Raw genomic sequence first — 15,502 nt, 5'->3', positions numbered from 1 at the left:
TCCTAGAGTTTGATCTCGACATCGACGCCAGCGGGCAAGGAAAGCTTGCCGAGAGCGTCAACTGTCTGCTGAGTGGGTTCAAGAATATCCAGAAGGCGCTTGTGAATGCGCATTTCGAACTGCTCACGGGACTTTTTGTCAACGTGAACAGACTTCTGAATGGTGGTACGATGTACGCGGGTGGGCAGCGGTACAGGACCAGCTATTGCCGCACCAGTATTCCGGGCAGTGTCAACGATCTCGGTGACAGCCTTGTCCAGAATACGGTAATCGTATGATCTCAGTTTAATTCTGATGCGATCGCTCGCCATCGAAGCAGCCATAGTGCTTTCTCCTCAAAGGATCTATCTTCACTGTCCGCAACAAAACGGACACACAATTATCGAAGCGGTCGGGAGATATACTCCCAACACGCTTCGAATGTCAAGCGAAGGTAAAATCCCGGCTCGTCGTTAATCTTTCTGTGTCATCAACTCTTCAGCCAAGCTGTTCGGCACTCTTTCGTAGTGATCGAACTGCATGGTGAAAGTTGCACGGCCCTGAGTCTTCGAACGAAGGTCAGTTGCATATCCGAACATTTCGGAAAGAGGCACAAACGAACGTACAACCTGTACACCTGGGCGTGCTTCCATTTCGCCGACACGACCGCGACGACCGTTAAGGTCACCCATGACGTCGCCCAGATAATCTTCCGGAGTAACGACTTCAACGGACATGATAGGCTCAAGAAGCACAGGCTTGGCTTGCCTGCAGGCTTCCTTGATAGCCATGGAACCGGCAATGTAGAAGGCTTGCTCACTGGAGTCTACCTCGTGGTAGGAACCGAAGACGAGCTTTACCTTGACATCGACAACCGGGAAACCGGCGACGATACCGTTCTTCATGGCATCAACAATACCCTTATCAACAGCGGGGATGTATTCTTTCGGAATTACGCCGCCCTTGATCTCGTCCTCAAACTCGTACCCTTTTTCGCTGTTGGGTTCGACTTCCAGGACAACGTGGCCATACTGACCACGACCACCGGACTGTTTGGCATGCTTAACATCAACCTTGGTCGCTTGGGAAATGGTTTCTCGATATGCAACACGGGGGGCACCCACGTTAGCGTTGACGTTGAATTCCCGAAGGAGGCGGTCAACGATGATTTCGAGATGCAACTCACCCATTCCGGCGATCAGGCACTGACCAGTCTCGTCATCAGTCTTAACACGGAAGGAGGGGTCCTCCTTAGCGAGTTTGACGAGGGCATTGGACAGGTTATCGCGGTCTGCCTTGGTCTTGGGTTCGATGGCAACTTCGATGACCGGGTCCGGAATATCCAGGGACTCGAGAACTACTGCGTGCTTCATGTCGCACAGAGTATCACCGGTTGCCAGGTTTTTGAGGCCGACAGCGGCGACGATGTCACCGGCGTATGCCTCTTTTATTTCCTCACGCTTGTTAGCGTGCATTTTCAAAAGACGACCAATGCGTTCTTTTTTGCCAGTGGCACCGTTCATGAAGGTGGCACCGGATTCGATCTTACCGGAGTAAAGACGCAGGAAGGTCAAGTGACCAACAAACGGATCGGTCATGAGCTTGAAGGACAATGCAGCCAGCGGCTTGTCATCGTCACAGGGGCACTCGATTTCTTCTCCAGAAGAAGGATCGACACCTTTCATGGCATCAATATCAAGCGGAGAAGGAAGGTAATCTACAATGGCGTCCAGCAGCGGCTGTACACCTTTGTTACGGAAAGCGGTACCACACAGAACCGGACAGATGGTCAGGCTGATGGTAGCCTTACGTACGCCTTCACGAAGCTCTTCAGCGGTCAATTCCTCATCAGCCATGTACTTTTCGAGAAGAGTTTCATCTTCCTCAGCAATGGCTTCGATCATTTCGCCGCGCATTTCTTCGTATTGATCCTGCAACTCAGCAGGAACATCGACGGTGGTGAAGCTGGTACCATGATCTTTGTGATCATAAATGTAAGCTTTACCTTCGATCAGGTCGACTACGCCTTCAAACTCATCTTCAGCACCGATGGGCAGCTGAAGAGGAACAGCCTTGGCTCCGAGGCGAGTCTTCATCATCTCAACGCTACGAGAGAAGTTGGCACCGATACGGTCCATCTTGTTCACGAAGGCCAAGCGGGGAACATTGTAACGGTCAGCCTGACGCCATACGGTTTCAGACTGAGGCTCAACGCCTGCAACGGAGTCGAAGACAGCTACGGCACCATCAAGTACACGCAGGGCACGTTCTACTTCCATAGTGAAGTCAACGTGACCCGGGGTATCAATGATGTTGACGCGATGATCACGCCAAAAACAGGTGGTTGCTGCGGAAGTAATGGTGATTCCGCGCTCCTGCTCCTGGACCATCCAGTCCATGGTAGCTTCACCATCGTGGGTTTCACCAATTTTGTGGGAAACACCGGTGTAAAACAGAATACGCTCTGTGGTCGTGGTCTTGCCCGCATCGATGTGGGCCATAATACCAATATTGCGTTGTTTCTCTCTGGGAACTTGTCTTGGCACTGTTCTTCTCCGTGACTACCAGCGGTAGTGAGCGAAAGCCTTGTTGGCTTCGGCCATCTTGTGGGTATCTTCGCGCTTTTTGACTGCGCCACCACGGTTGTTGAAAGCGTCAAGAAGCTCGCCGGAAAGACGGGCAACCATGCCCTTTTCGCCGCGACCACGTGCGTAGCCGATCAGCCAACGAATGGCCAAAGCGGTCTGACGGTCCGGGCGGACTTCCATGGGTACCTGGTAGGTCGCACCACCAACGCGGCGGGATTTGACTTCCAGGGCCGGACGAACGTTATCCAGGCATTTTTCAAATGCACGCAGAGCATCTTCGTTCGTCTTGTCTGCCAGGACTTCGATAGCCTGGTAAAAAATTCTTTCAGCGGTGTTCTTCTTACCGTCAAGCATGAGACGGTTGATGAACCGAGTAATAAGCTTGCTGCCGTAAACTGGATCCGGCAGTATCTGCCGCTTGGCGACAGGTCCTTTACGAGGCATTTTTTTCTCCTTCGAGTTTCACCGGGGGGACATTATTTCGGGCAGCCTCCGCCCTACTTTGTCATCCCAACCCGGGCATTACGAAAAAACTACAACCTATTTCGGGCGCTTGGTGCCGTACTTGGAACGACCACGACGACGATCATCAACACCAGAGGTGTCGAGGGAGCCGCGAACGATGTGGTAACGGACACCGGGCAAGTCTTTTACACGACCGCCGCGGATAAGAACCACGGAGTGTTCCTGCAGGTTGTGGCCTTCACCACCGATGTAGGCGGTGACTTCGATGCCGTTGGTCAGGCGGACACGAGCAACTTTACGAAGAGCGGAGTTCGGCTTCTTCGGAGTCGTGGTGTAAACCCTTGTGCAAACACCGCGACGCTGAGGGCATTCCAACAGTGCCGGGGTCTTCTTCCGTTTGAGTTGCGCTTTGCGCCCCTTACGGATGAGCTGGTTAATGGTAGGCATTCATCCTCCAATCAATAGTTAATACAATACCACGCGCACTAATGCGCAAAGAGGACCGCAAGTAATCCAAAAGTTCACGGGTTGTCAAGTGATTTACCCTTCCCTTTCGAAAAACATGGCCTCTCTTGGAACATAAAAATATGGGAGAGGCGAGGCCTCTCCCATATTTACAGGCAATTAGACACTATCTGCGATGGTGTTATTATTATTCCGATTCAACCAAAAGCGGACTTTCCTCTAATTCTTCGAGGAACTTGTCAGGACGCTCAGTCTGGTCTGGTACGATAATACCGGAATCGGTGTATTTACGGAATCCTGTTCCAGCCGGAACAAGACGACCGACAATTACGTTTTCCTTGAGTCCACGGAGGTTATCAGACTTACCCTTCAGAGAAGCTTCAGTCAGAACCTTGGTGGTTTCCTGGAAGGAAGCAGCCGAGATGAAGGAGTCAGTAGACAGTGAAGCCTGAGTGATACCGAGAACAAGTGTCTCGGCAACAGCGGGCTTACCACCTTCAGCCAGAACCTTGTTATTCTCTTCCATGAACCTCAGCTTGTCGACCTGCTCGCCAATAAGGAAAGAGGTGGAACCAGGTTCAAGGATGGAAACCTTCTTCAGCATCTGGCGGACGATAATCTCGATGTGCTTATCGTTGATGTTAACACCCTGGAAGCGGTAAACATCCTGGATTTCTTCAACGAGGTAACGAGCAAGGTGTTTTTCACCCTTGATACGCAGGATATCGTGCAGCTCAGGGGAGCCTTCGGTCAGCAGATCGCCGGCTTCAACGAAGTCGGACTCCTGTACAGTGATGTGTTTACCTTTCGGAATCAGGAATTCCTTGGCGTCACCAATCTCAGGAGTAACTACGACCTTACGCTTACCCTTCGTTTCAGGGCCGAATGTGACAATACCATCGATGGAGGAAACAACACCCATATCCTTGGGCTTGCGAACCTCGAAGAGCTCTGCAACGCGCGGCAAACCACCAACGATATCCTTGGTCTTGGAAGACTCACGCGGCTTACGTGCGATAACGTCACCGGCCTTAACCGTGTCGCCATCCTTGATCATCAGAATAGCGCCGACAGGCATAGCGAAGTTCGCCGCAATGTCAGTACCAGGACGACAAACTGCATTATCCTCTTCGTCGAAGATACCGACAGAAGGACGATAGTTCGTGGTCCGGTATTCCATGATGGTGTAGGAAGCCTTTGATGTACGGTCTTCCTGCACAGTCTTGCCTTCGATGATGTCCTTGAACTTAATCGTACCGGAAACATCAACGATGAAGGGCTCCATATACGGATCCCAATCGGCAAGCGGTGTACCCTTCTTGATATCCTGTCCGTCTTCGACCAGCAATCTGGCACCGGAAGGCAGGACGTATTTTTCCCTTTCACGTCCCTGGTCATCCACGATACCGACCTGACAACTCTTACCAAGGACCATCTTGTGCCCTTCGGAGTTGACAACAGTCCGCATACGAGAGGTGACAACGCGACCGTTGTGCTGGGATTCAATGGCAGACGATTCAATTTCCTTGGATGCGGTACCACCGATGTGGAAGGTACGCATGGTAAGCTGGGTTCCAGGCTCACCAATGGACTGAGCAGCGATAATACCGACAGTCTCACCAACGTTGACCAGATGACCGCGAGCGAGGTCACGTCCGTAACACATGGCACAAATGCCCTGCTTGGACTTACAGGTCAAACCGGAGCGAATCGTGATGGAGTTCACGCCGGACTGGTCAAGTTTCTTCGCATATTCGGAATCGATCACAGTGTTGCTGGGGATAATCAGCTCACCATTATCTTCATTATATATATCAAACATCGTCACACGACCGTGGACACGTTCTGCCAGACGCTGCTTGATCTCACCACCCTTGATAAGGTGGGTAAGCTCAAGGCCATCGACAGTGCCGCAATCGAGTTCAGATACGGTTACATCCTGAACAACGTCGACAAGACGTCGAGTCAGGTAACCGGAGTTTGCAGTTTTCAGTGCGGTATCAGCCAGACCCTTACGAGCACCGTGAGTGGAGATAAAGTACTGCAGAACCGACAGACCTTCACGGAAGGAAGCGGTAATGGGAGTCTCAATAATCTCACCCGACGGCTTGGCCATCAGACCACGCATACCAGCAAGCTGGCGCATCTGATCCTGGTTACCACGAGCGCCGGAAGTGGCCATCATGTAGATCGGGTTAAAGCTGGAGTTGACTTCCGTCTTACCGGTTTTGGGATCGGTAAGGATGTCGGTAGACACTTCCTGCATCATCTCATTGGAGATCTCATTGGTGACCTTGGTCCAGACGTCAACAACCTTGTTGTATTTCTCAGTACGGGTAATGATACCGTCCTGGAACTGGTTTTCGATTTCGTCCACTTCAGCGTGAGCAGTATCAAGCATGCCAGCCTTGGCATCAGGGATTCTCAAATCCTTCACACCAATGGTAACACCGGCGCGAGTAGCGAATTCATATCCCAGATCTTTGATGCGGTCACAAAGGATAACAGTGGCCTTTGTTCCAGCCTGACGATATGCACCGGTTACCAGTGCAGCGATGTTCTTCTTATTCAGAACGCAGTTGACCATATCGAACGGCACTTCGCTCGGAATAAGCTCGCTGACGATAACGCGACCGGTGGTGGTCTCCTCGATCTTGCCGTTGATACGGACTTTGATTCGAGCATGCAGACCAACAGCGCCATGATCGTAAGCTGCAATAACTTCAGCAGGATCAGAAAAGACCATACCCTCACCCTTGTCGAAGGATCGCGGCGTGGTCAGGTAGTACAGACCAAGAACGATATCCTGCGAAGGATTGATGATGGGAGATCCGTTTGAAGGGCTCAAGATGTTGTTTGTAGACATCATGAGTACACGGCACTCGATCTGCGCCTCAACAGACAACGGAACGTGAACAGCCATCTGGTCACCATCGAAGTCAGCGTTGTAAGCGGAACAGACGAGCGGGTGCAGCTGGATAGCTTTACCTTCTACGAGAAGCGGTTCAAATGCCTGGATACCGAGGCGGTGCAGAGTCGGTGCACGGTTGAGCATGATCGGGTATTCGCGAACTACATCTTCAAGGATGTCCCACACGACCAGATCTTCGCGTTCTACCATCTTCTTTGCAGATTTGATGGTCGTGGCGATGTCACGCTTTTCCAACTCGGCGTAGATGAATGGCTTGAAAAGCTCCAGAGCCATCTTCTTGGGAAGACCGCACTGGTGCAGTTTCAGCTTCGGACCGACAACAATAACGGAACGACCGGAATAGTCGACACGTTTACCGAGAAGGTTCTGACGGAAACGCCCCTGCTTACCCTTGATCATGTCGGACAAGGATTTCAGCGGACGACCATTGGTGCCGGTAATGGCACGACCACGGCGACCGTTGTCAAACAAGGCGTCAACAGCTTCCTGCAGCATACGCTTTTCGTTGCGGATGATGATCTCGGGGGCACCGAGCTCGAGCAGACGCTTCAGACGGTTGTTACGGTTGATAACACGTCGGTACAGGTCGTTGAGGTCGGATGTGGCGAAACGGCCACCGTCCAGAGGGACGAGAGGACGCAGCTCGGGCGGAATGATGGGAATAACTTCCATGATCATCCACTCGGGCCTGTTGCCAGACTCCAAAAACGCTTCAACGATCTTAAGGCGTTTGGTGATTTTCTTCTTTTTGGTCTGAGAGCGAGTGGTTGCTGCCTCTTCACGCAATTCAGTGCGAAGAGTCGGCAGATCCAATGCTTCCAGCATGGTACGAACGGTTTCAGCGCCCATACCGACTTCGAGAGCGTCCTCACCAAAGTGATCGATGACCTGGAAATACTGGTCCTCGGAAACGACCTGGTGCGTCTTGAGCGGGGTTTCGCCCGGATCAAGAACGATGAAGGAATCGAAGTACAAAACCTTCTCGAGATCGGCCATGGTAATATCCAGGAGTGTACCGATCTTCGAAGGCAGGGTTTTCAGAAACCAAATGTGCGCAACAGGAGCAGCAAGCTCGATGTGGCCCATGCGTTCACGACGTACTTTGGAGGCAATGACCTCGACGCCGCATTTTTCACACACGATACCACGGTGCTTCATGCGTTTGTACTTACCGCAGTTGCACTCGTAATCCTTCACCGGGCCGAAAATCTTGGCACAAAAGAGGCCATCACGTTCCGGTTTGAAGGTACGGTAGTTGATGGTTTCGGGTTTCTTCACCTCACCGAAAGACCATTCGCGAATGGTTTCAGGTGCGGCAATGGATATCTGGATAGCCTTTAAGTTACGGCCTTGGGCCGCCTGATTCGGCGCTCCACGCAAGGTGAACAGATCGTCCAACGTCATGGATATCCCCTATCGTAAAATGTTATCTGATGCCTGGCCGATCCATGATCGGCCAGGCTATAAACCTTTAAACAGTCCCGGCCTTACGGATTAAGCGGCCTTGGGCCACCGTAAGAGGGGCCGGATGGACGTTTGCGGTCCTCGTAGTGAAGGGTCACATCAAGACCCAACGACATGAGTTCCTTAACCAGGACGTTGAAGGATTCCGGCAAGCCGGCTTCCAGGAAGTTGTCACCCTTGACGATCTTCTCATACATCTTGACACGGCCCTGAACGTCATCGGATTTGACGGTCAGGAATTCCTGCAGGAGGTATGCGGCGCCGTAGGCTTCAAGAGCCCAGACTTCCATCTCACCGAGTCGCTGACCACCAAACTGGGCCTTACCACCCAAGGGCTGCTGGGTTACCAGCGAGTAAGGACCTGTGGAACGGGCGTGAATCTTCTCATCGACCAAGTGGTGCAGTTTGAGAATATACATGATGCCCACAGTAACGCGGTTGTGGAACGGCTCACCTGTACGACCATCGTACAGAATGAACTTGCCGTCATCGTCACAGCCAGCCTTGGTCAGCCAGCTCCAGATTTCTTCTTCCTCGGCACCATCAAACACTGGGGTTTTGGCAACGATTCCGTTCTGGGTCTTCTTGATGCAGTTGATGAGTTCCTCATCGGACATGGAATCAATGAAGTCATCCATTTCCTTGGAGTCGAAGATGTGCTTTGCCTGATCGCGCAGGTCAGAAACACCCTCTTCCATCTTTGCATGCAGTTGCTGTCCAAGTTTGCGGCCGGCCATACCCAAGTGGGTTTCCATGATCTGCCCGATGTTCATACGGGAGGGAACGCCCAGCGGGTTGAGGACAATGTCCATGGGGGTACCGTCATCGAAGAAAGGCATATCCTCTTCCGGCAAGATGCAGGAGACAACACCCTTGTTACCATGACGACCAGCCATCTTATCACCAACGCTCAGTTTACGCTTAACGGCGACATAGACTTTTACCATTTTAATAACACCCGGAGGAAGATCATCACCTTCAGTGACTTTTTCCCTCTTGATGTCATACATATTTTTGATGAAGGCGATCTGCGCTTCGTAATCAGCAATGATCAGTTTGAGCTGGTCATTGATCTCACGGTCGAACACACCAATCAATTTCTTGACCGGTACGCCATCAATCGCTTCACGCTCAACAACTTCACCGGACTTTCCAAGAACGATTTTCTTGGAGCCGACAATGTCTTTTTTCAGCTTGGAACCGGCAGCAGCTTCCCAGATTCTCTCACGGGTAGCATCGGTCAAAGCAGCAATGTGCTTCGTTTCCTTGGCATCAAATGCTGCAAGCTCTGCATCTTCGATAGCCTTGGTACGATCATCCTTATCGGATGAGCGACGGTTGAAGACCTTGACGTCAACAATAGTACCGGAGATTCCTGGCGGAACCTTGAGGGAAGTATTCTTAACATCGCGGGCTTTATCACCAAAGATCGCACGAAGCAGTTTTTCTTCAGGAGTAAGCTGCGTTTCACCCTTGGGCGTAATCTTACCGACCATGATATCGTCGGGTTTGATACGTGCACCGATGCGGATAATACCGCATTCATCAAGGTTACGCAGCATTTCTTCAGAAACGTTGGATATATCTCTGGTAACTTCTTCGGGTCCGAGCTTGGTGTCACGAGCAACGAGTTCGAATTCCTCAATGTGAATCGAGGTGAACACGTCTTCCTTGACCATGCGCTCGGAAATGAGGATGGAGTCCTCAAAGTTGAAGCCACACCAGGGCATAAAGGCAACAAGCAGGTTTTTACCAAGAGCCAGTTCGCCGTCATCAATACCAGGACCATCCGCGAGGATATCCCCTTTCTTGACTACCTGGCCAACCTGAACCTTCGGACGCTGTCCAAAGCAGGAGTTCTGGTTCGACTTGTGCCATTTCTGGAATTCATAGTGTTTTGCGCCACCCGAATCACCATAAACGCCACCTTCGTAGTTAACGATGATGCGTTCGGAGTCGACATAGTGAATGACACCGTCTTGTTCGGCGATAACGCATGCTCCGGAATCTCGGGCAACCGGGCCTTCCATTCCAGTACCAACCAACGGCTGCTCTGCCTGAAGAAGCGGAACGGCCTGACGCATCATGTTCGATCCCATAAGTGCGCGGTTAGCATCATCGTGCTCAAGGAACGGAATCAAGGCTGCCGAGATAGATACGGTCTGGCTCGGACTGATGTCCATGCAGGTGACTTCTTCCGCTGCGGTCAACTGGACATCACCAGCAAGGCGAGCATTGACACGCGGGTTGGAGAAGACGCCATTTTCATCCAAGGGAGCATTGGCCTGTGCCACAACTTCCTTGGCTTCCTTGGAAGCATCCATGTAGTAGACTTCGTCAGTCACCTTCTTGTCGTTGACCATACGATACGGGGTTTCAATGAAACCGAAGTCATTGACTTTCGCATAGGTGGTCAAAGAGACAATCAGACCAATGTTCGGTCCTTCAGGAGTCTCAATGGGACAAATACGGCCATAGTGAGAGGTGTGAACGTCACGAACCTCAAAGCCTGCACGTTCTCGAGTCAGACCACCGGGGCCAAGAGCCGAAAGACGACGCTTGTGAGTGACTTCGGAGAGCGGGTTGGTCTGATCCATGAACTGGCTGAGCTGCGAGGTTCCGAAGAATTCCTTCAGTACTGCAGCAACCGGTTTCGGGTTGATCAGATCATGCGGCATCAAAGTAGCGACTTCCTGCAAGGACATGCGCTCTTTGATAGCTCGTTCCATACGAACAAGCCCAATACGGTATTGGTTTTCCACCAATTCACCAACTGGACGAACACGACGGTTACCGAGGTGATCGATATCATCGGCCGGGCCGTGAGTATCTTTAAGATGCATCAGCTCCTTGACCGCAAGGAGGATATCCTCGTTGGTCAGGGTCCGTGTATTGAGATCTACATCCTGGTTCAAACGAGAATTGAGCTTGTAACGACCAACGTTAGACAAGTCATAGTAGTCGGAAGATCTGAAAAGATTCTCGAAGAAGTTTGAAGCAATTTCAGGAGTAGGCGGAGAGCTCGGGCGCAAACGACGATAAATCTCAATCTGCGCAGTCTCCATATCAGTGGTCTTGTCAAGTAACAAGGTGTTACGGAGTGCATCAGATACATCCATACCTCGGGTATGAAGGACATTGAGTTCCTTGATACCGAATTCACGCATTCTTTCGATGAGCTCTGCAGTTACCTCTTCAGCTGCTTCTGCCAATACTTCACCAGTATTGTCGACCAAATCAGCGGAAAGATACAAGCCAATAAGTGAAATGGGGTCAACCTCAATGGTTTTGACCTCATTTCGTACAAGCTTCTTCCATGCACCCTTGGTGATGGGAGCACCTTTCTTGACCAGAACCTTGTCGCCGACTTTAATATCTGCGAAAGCAATCTCTTTCCGGAATTGATCTTCTACAACATGACGCTGAACCTTGGTCTTCAACAGATTGTAGGTTTCAGTATCGTAGAAGTATTCCAGGATATCAGAACGGGAAAGACCCATAGCCTTCAACAAGATGGTTGCAGGCATCTTACGACGACGGTCAATGCGGACATACAAAATGTCTTTATGATCGAAGTCGAAATCGAGCCAGGAGCCGCGCATGGGAATGACACGACAGGAGTAAAGCACCTTGCGGCTTGAGTGGGATTTACCGGAATCATGCTCAAAGATGATGCCGGGAGAACGTTGGAGCTGGTTGACAATTACACGCTCGGTGCCGTTGATGACATACGTTCCCTTCTCAGTCATCAGCGGAATGGTACCGAAGTAAATGTCTTGCTCTTTGATGTCACGAATCGTGCGATTGTCTGTCTCTTCATCCACGTCGAAAACTACGAGACGGACGGTAATACGAATGGGTGCTTCATAGGTGAGTCCCTTAGAAATGCACTCATCGACGTCGTATTTTGGTTCACCGATTTCGTAACTGACAAAATCAAGGCTAGCGGTCTTGTTGAAATCTTCAATGGGAAACACTGACCGAAACACGCCTTCCAAACCAAAGTCGCCGCGCGACGCCGGTGGCGTTCCTTCTTGCAGGAAACGCTTGTAGGAGTCGACCTGCAATTCAAGCAGGTGCGGGATGGAGAGCGTGTTGACGATGCTACCGAATTGTTTTCTGAAATGACCCATTGTACCCTCATGTATGAGTGGTTGGTGGTTGGGACGTTAGAGTCACGTGGAGACTCTTGCCCTCTGTCGGTGCAGCAATCTTCGAAACGATCACTGCGGAAATTGGGTGCTAAGCCATGGTCGGACATGCAATTCCGAACACATGTTGAACGAGGAGCAGACGTTTACATACGTCTACGTATGCTTAAACCCAGAAAATAAAGAATTACCCAGTATATACATAGACAGAGCAAAGAGCGCAACACCCTTATTAAAGGGTGAGCGCTCTTTGCTATGAATAGCTTAAAAGGCTGAAGTTACTTAACTTCAACTTCGGCGCCGGCTTCCTCGAGCTGCTTAGCAGCTTCGTCAGCTTCTTCCTTGGAAACGCCTTCCTTGAGAGCCTTAGGAGCTTCGTCAACGATTGCTTTAGCTTCCTTGAGGCCGAGACCGGTGATGGCGCGAACAGCCTTGATGACTGCAATCTTGTTGCCGCCTGCACCAGCGAGAATTACGTCGAATTCGGTCTGCTCTTCAGCACCACCGGCGTCGCCGCCAGCAGCAGGAGCTGCAACAACAGCAGCAGCAGGAGCAGCAGCTTCTACGCCGAAGACGTCTTCGAGCTCTTTGATGAATTCGGAAAGTTCCAGGACGGTCATGTTGCCGATGAATTCAACAACTTGTTCTTTGGTGATATCTGCCATGATAAATTCTCCTTAAGAAATTGATTCGCTTTGAACCTTGTTTACGCAGACTCTTTCTGATCCTTGATCGCAGTCAAGGCATACAGGAATTTGCGTTCGATGTTTGCGAACAAGCAAACGAAATTGCGCGGTACGGCTTGCATGGTGCCGAGTACAGAACTCAAAAGCTCAGGCTTGCTGGGCATTTTAGCGAGTTCTTTCACGCCGTCGTTATCAAGAAACTTCCCTTCAAGAGAACCGAAACGAATGGTAAACTTTTTGTTTTCCTTATCGAAATCGGCCAGCACCTTGGCAAGGGCGACAGGATCGTCGTACCCGAGCGCTACGGCGCAGTTCTCTTTGAAATGTTCGCTCAATTCACCGTGATCGGTGTCCTTGAGAGCCAACCGGGCCAGGGTGTTCTTGACGACTTGGTAGTCAACACCGGCTTCGAAGCACTTAGCGCGGAGCACAGTCAGCTCCTCAACGGTCAGTCCCTTGAAGTCGGTGACGACGGCAATGTTCGCCCGCGCAGCTTTTTCGTTCAGCTGCTCGATGATCTGGGCTTTTTCTTGCCTGTTCATCTACCACTCCTCGTCTTAGGCCCGGAAAGCAGGTCAAAGCGTTGTCTAAGCAGGGATTATGGGACACAGTCCCACCTGCCGTCTCTGACTCAACTCTCCGTGCATTATTCACAGGGTGTCCCGAAAGACACCCGGCATACCAGTAGGTTACGCGTCCAGGAAACGACGGACGGTAAGGGGATCGATCTTAACGCCGGGGCCCATGGTAGTGGAAACACCAACAGCTTTAAGATACGTACCTTTTGCGGACGAAGGCTTCAGCGCCATCACGGTGGAAAGCAGAGTGCGAAGGTTTTCACACAGCTTTTCAGCACCGAAAGATACTTTTCCGATGGGAGCATGCAGGATACCTGCCTTGTCCACCTTGAACTCGACCTTACCGGCCTTGAGTTCGGAAACAGCTTTAGCAACGTCCATGGTGACAGTGCCGGTTTTGGCGTTAGGCATCAATCCGCGAGGACCGAGTACACGACCAATTTTACCGACTACAGCCATCATGTCAGGGGTAGCGACGGCTTTATCGAAATCAAGCCATCCGCCCTGAATTTTTTCGACCAGTTCATCAGAGCCAGCGAAATCTGCACCGGCTTCCTTGGCTTCAGCTTCCTTCTCAGGCTTACAAAAAACGGCCACACGGACGTCTTTTCCAAGGCCATTAGGGAGGGAAACAGCTCCACGGATCATCTGATCGGAATATTTAGGGTCAACACCGAGGTTGATGGCGACATCCACGGTCTCGTCGAATTTGGCATAAGCGCTGTCAACAGCAGTCTTAACACCCTCTTCAACGGAAACGCGGACAACAGTGTCGCGATCGCCGACGGCATTGCGGTATTTTTTTCCATGCTTAGGCATTGCTTATATCCTCACTAGCCTTTGACTTCAATGCCCATGCTGCGGGCGGTGCCCTCAATCTGCAGCATAGCATTCTCAATGTCATTGGCGTTCAAATCAACCATCTTCAATTCGGCGATTTCCTGCACCTGAGCGCGGGTAACTGTACCGACCTTTTCCTTGTTCGGTTCACCGGAGCCCTTCTCGACTTTTGCGGCTTTCTTCAGAAGAACTGCTGCGGGGGGGGTTTTGGTGATGAAATCAAAAGAGCGGTCTTGGTAAACCGTGATGATGACAGGGATGATGAGTCCCTTTTGGTCCTGCGTCTGGGCGTTGAACGCCTTACAGAATTCCATAATATTGACGCCATGCTGACCCAGTGCCGGACCAACCGGCGGAGAGGGATTGGCGCCACCTGCAGGTATCTGCAGTTTGATCTTTCCTAATTCTTTCTTGGCCATTGTATTCCTCGATGAGAAATTTCGCAGTTAGCGAGTATATTCCTGGCTACCCTTTATCCACCTGGACAAAATCCAGTTCGACGGGAGTTTGTCGTCCGAAGATAGAGACGGAAACCTTCAATTTGCCTTTGTCGTAATTGACTTCTTCCACAACACCGTTGAAACCGCTGAACGGACCATCAATGACCCGTACTTCGTCACCACGTTGAAAATTGAACTTGGGACGAGGTTTTTCCTGGCGGCTCTCCATCATGGTGAGGATGTTTTCCGCCTCGCTGTCACGCATGGGTGTCGGACGATTTTTTCCGCCAACGAATCCGGTAACTCGCGGAATTGACTGGATAAGGTGCCAAGTGTCGTCGGTCAGGATCATCTTGATCATGATATAGCCAGGATAAAACTTCCTGGTGGACGTCTTGCGTTCACCCTTGACCATCTCGACGATCTTCTCGGTCGGCATGACAACCTCTTCAATGAGGCCTTTGTCCTGACCGGTACGTATCATCTCCCTGACGGTCTGCTCGACTCGTTGTTCAAACCCGGAATAGGTGTGAACAATGTACCAGCGGGCTTTTGGGGAAGCTTGTTCCATATTGGCATCCATAATGTGATCCAGCCTTTGCTCGTAAAAGGGACTTAGGACAGTATGGCCTCGACGACCTTTGAGAGTGCGAGGTCAACGACTCCCAGATACAGAGCGATGACAACGCTGACGACCAACACGGCCACACATGTGGAGATAGTCTCCTTGCGGGTCGGCCAGACAACTTTTTTGATCTCAACTTTGGACTCTTCAAAAAACTGAATAAGTTCTTTGACTTTTCCAACGGGACCGGTTGCAGTTGCCTGCGCGGCCTGCTTCTCAGCAGCCTTCTTGCTTTTTTTCTTGGCCATAACTTCTTTTCCCGAATTATTGAGCGGGTTGCGGGGCTTTG

The 15,502-nt window shown here is 51.1% G+C and carries 12 protein-coding genes; all 12 read right to left on the bottom strand.

Features of this window, described 5'->3' with window-relative positions; translation table 11 throughout:
- Window positions 1–2: 2 nt before the first annotated feature.
- On the bottom strand, window positions 3–323 hold the full coding sequence (rpsJ, locus tag DPRO_RS19290) for a 30S ribosomal protein S10 (protein WP_097013547.1): 321 nt from the start codon (window positions 321–323) through the stop codon (window positions 3–5).
- Window positions 324–452: 129 nt separating this feature from the next.
- Window positions 453–2,525 (bottom strand): elongation factor G, encoded by a 2,073-nt coding sequence (fusA, locus tag DPRO_RS19285; RefSeq protein WP_097013546.1) that lies wholly within the window; start codon window positions 2,523–2,525, stop codon window positions 453–455.
- A 15-nt stretch (window positions 2,526–2,540) separates the two neighbouring features.
- A complete protein-coding gene (gene rpsG, locus DPRO_RS19280) occupies window positions 2,541–3,011 on the bottom strand; it encodes a 30S ribosomal protein S7 (RefSeq protein WP_097013545.1) in 471 nt (156 codons plus the stop codon).
- Window positions 3,012–3,107: 96 nt separating this feature from the next.
- A complete protein-coding gene (gene rpsL / locus DPRO_RS19275) occupies window positions 3,108–3,479 on the bottom strand; it encodes a 30S ribosomal protein S12 (protein ID WP_097013544.1) in 372 nt (123 codons plus the stop codon).
- A gap of 205 nt (window positions 3,480–3,684) precedes the next feature.
- Window positions 3,685–7,833 carry a DNA-directed RNA polymerase subunit beta' gene (rpoC, locus tag DPRO_RS19270; RefSeq protein ID WP_097013543.1) on the bottom strand — a complete coding sequence of 1,383 codons (4,149 nt, stop codon included), beginning with the start codon at window positions 7,831–7,833 and terminating at the stop codon, window positions 3,685–3,687.
- Window positions 7,834–7,916: 83 nt separating this feature from the next.
- Window positions 7,917–12,026 carry a DNA-directed RNA polymerase subunit beta gene (gene rpoB / locus DPRO_RS19265; protein WP_097013542.1) on the bottom strand — a complete coding sequence of 1,370 codons (4,110 nt, stop codon included), beginning with the start codon at window positions 12,024–12,026 and terminating at the stop codon, window positions 7,917–7,919.
- Window positions 12,027–12,322: 296 nt separating this feature from the next.
- The gene (gene rplL / locus DPRO_RS19260; RefSeq protein WP_097013541.1) at window positions 12,323–12,709 is read right to left on the bottom strand and encodes a 50S ribosomal protein L7/L12; all 387 of its coding nucleotides are present in this window, start codon (window positions 12,707–12,709) and stop codon (window positions 12,323–12,325) included.
- A 41-nt stretch (window positions 12,710–12,750) separates the two neighbouring features.
- Window positions 12,751–13,272 (bottom strand): 50S ribosomal protein L10, encoded by a 522-nt coding sequence (rplJ, locus tag DPRO_RS19255; protein ID WP_097013540.1) that lies wholly within the window; start codon window positions 13,270–13,272, stop codon window positions 12,751–12,753.
- Between the two features lie 147 nt (window positions 13,273–13,419).
- Window positions 13,420–14,127, bottom strand: a complete 708-nt coding sequence (rplA, locus tag DPRO_RS19250) for a 50S ribosomal protein L1 (protein WP_097013539.1) — start codon at window positions 14,125–14,127, stop codon at window positions 13,420–13,422.
- A gap of 14 nt (window positions 14,128–14,141) precedes the next feature.
- Window positions 14,142–14,567, bottom strand: a complete 426-nt coding sequence (gene rplK, locus DPRO_RS19245; protein WP_097013538.1) for a 50S ribosomal protein L11 — start codon at window positions 14,565–14,567, stop codon at window positions 14,142–14,144.
- 46 nt (window positions 14,568–14,613) lie between these two features.
- On the bottom strand, window positions 14,614–15,171 hold the full coding sequence (gene nusG / locus DPRO_RS19240) for a transcription termination/antitermination protein NusG (protein WP_097013537.1): 558 nt from the start codon (window positions 15,169–15,171) through the stop codon (window positions 14,614–14,616).
- A 32-nt stretch (window positions 15,172–15,203) separates the two neighbouring features.
- Window positions 15,204–15,461, bottom strand: a complete 258-nt coding sequence (secE, locus tag DPRO_RS19235) for a preprotein translocase subunit SecE (protein WP_097013536.1) — start codon at window positions 15,459–15,461, stop codon at window positions 15,204–15,206.
- Window positions 15,462–15,502 lie beyond the last annotated feature (41 nt).

The organism is Pseudodesulfovibrio profundus (assembly GCF_900217235.1).
Taxonomy (GTDB): domain Bacteria; phylum Desulfobacterota; class Desulfovibrionia; order Desulfovibrionales; family Desulfovibrionaceae; genus Pseudodesulfovibrio; species Pseudodesulfovibrio profundus.
This window is presented reverse-complemented; position numbering and strand designations above follow the sequence as displayed.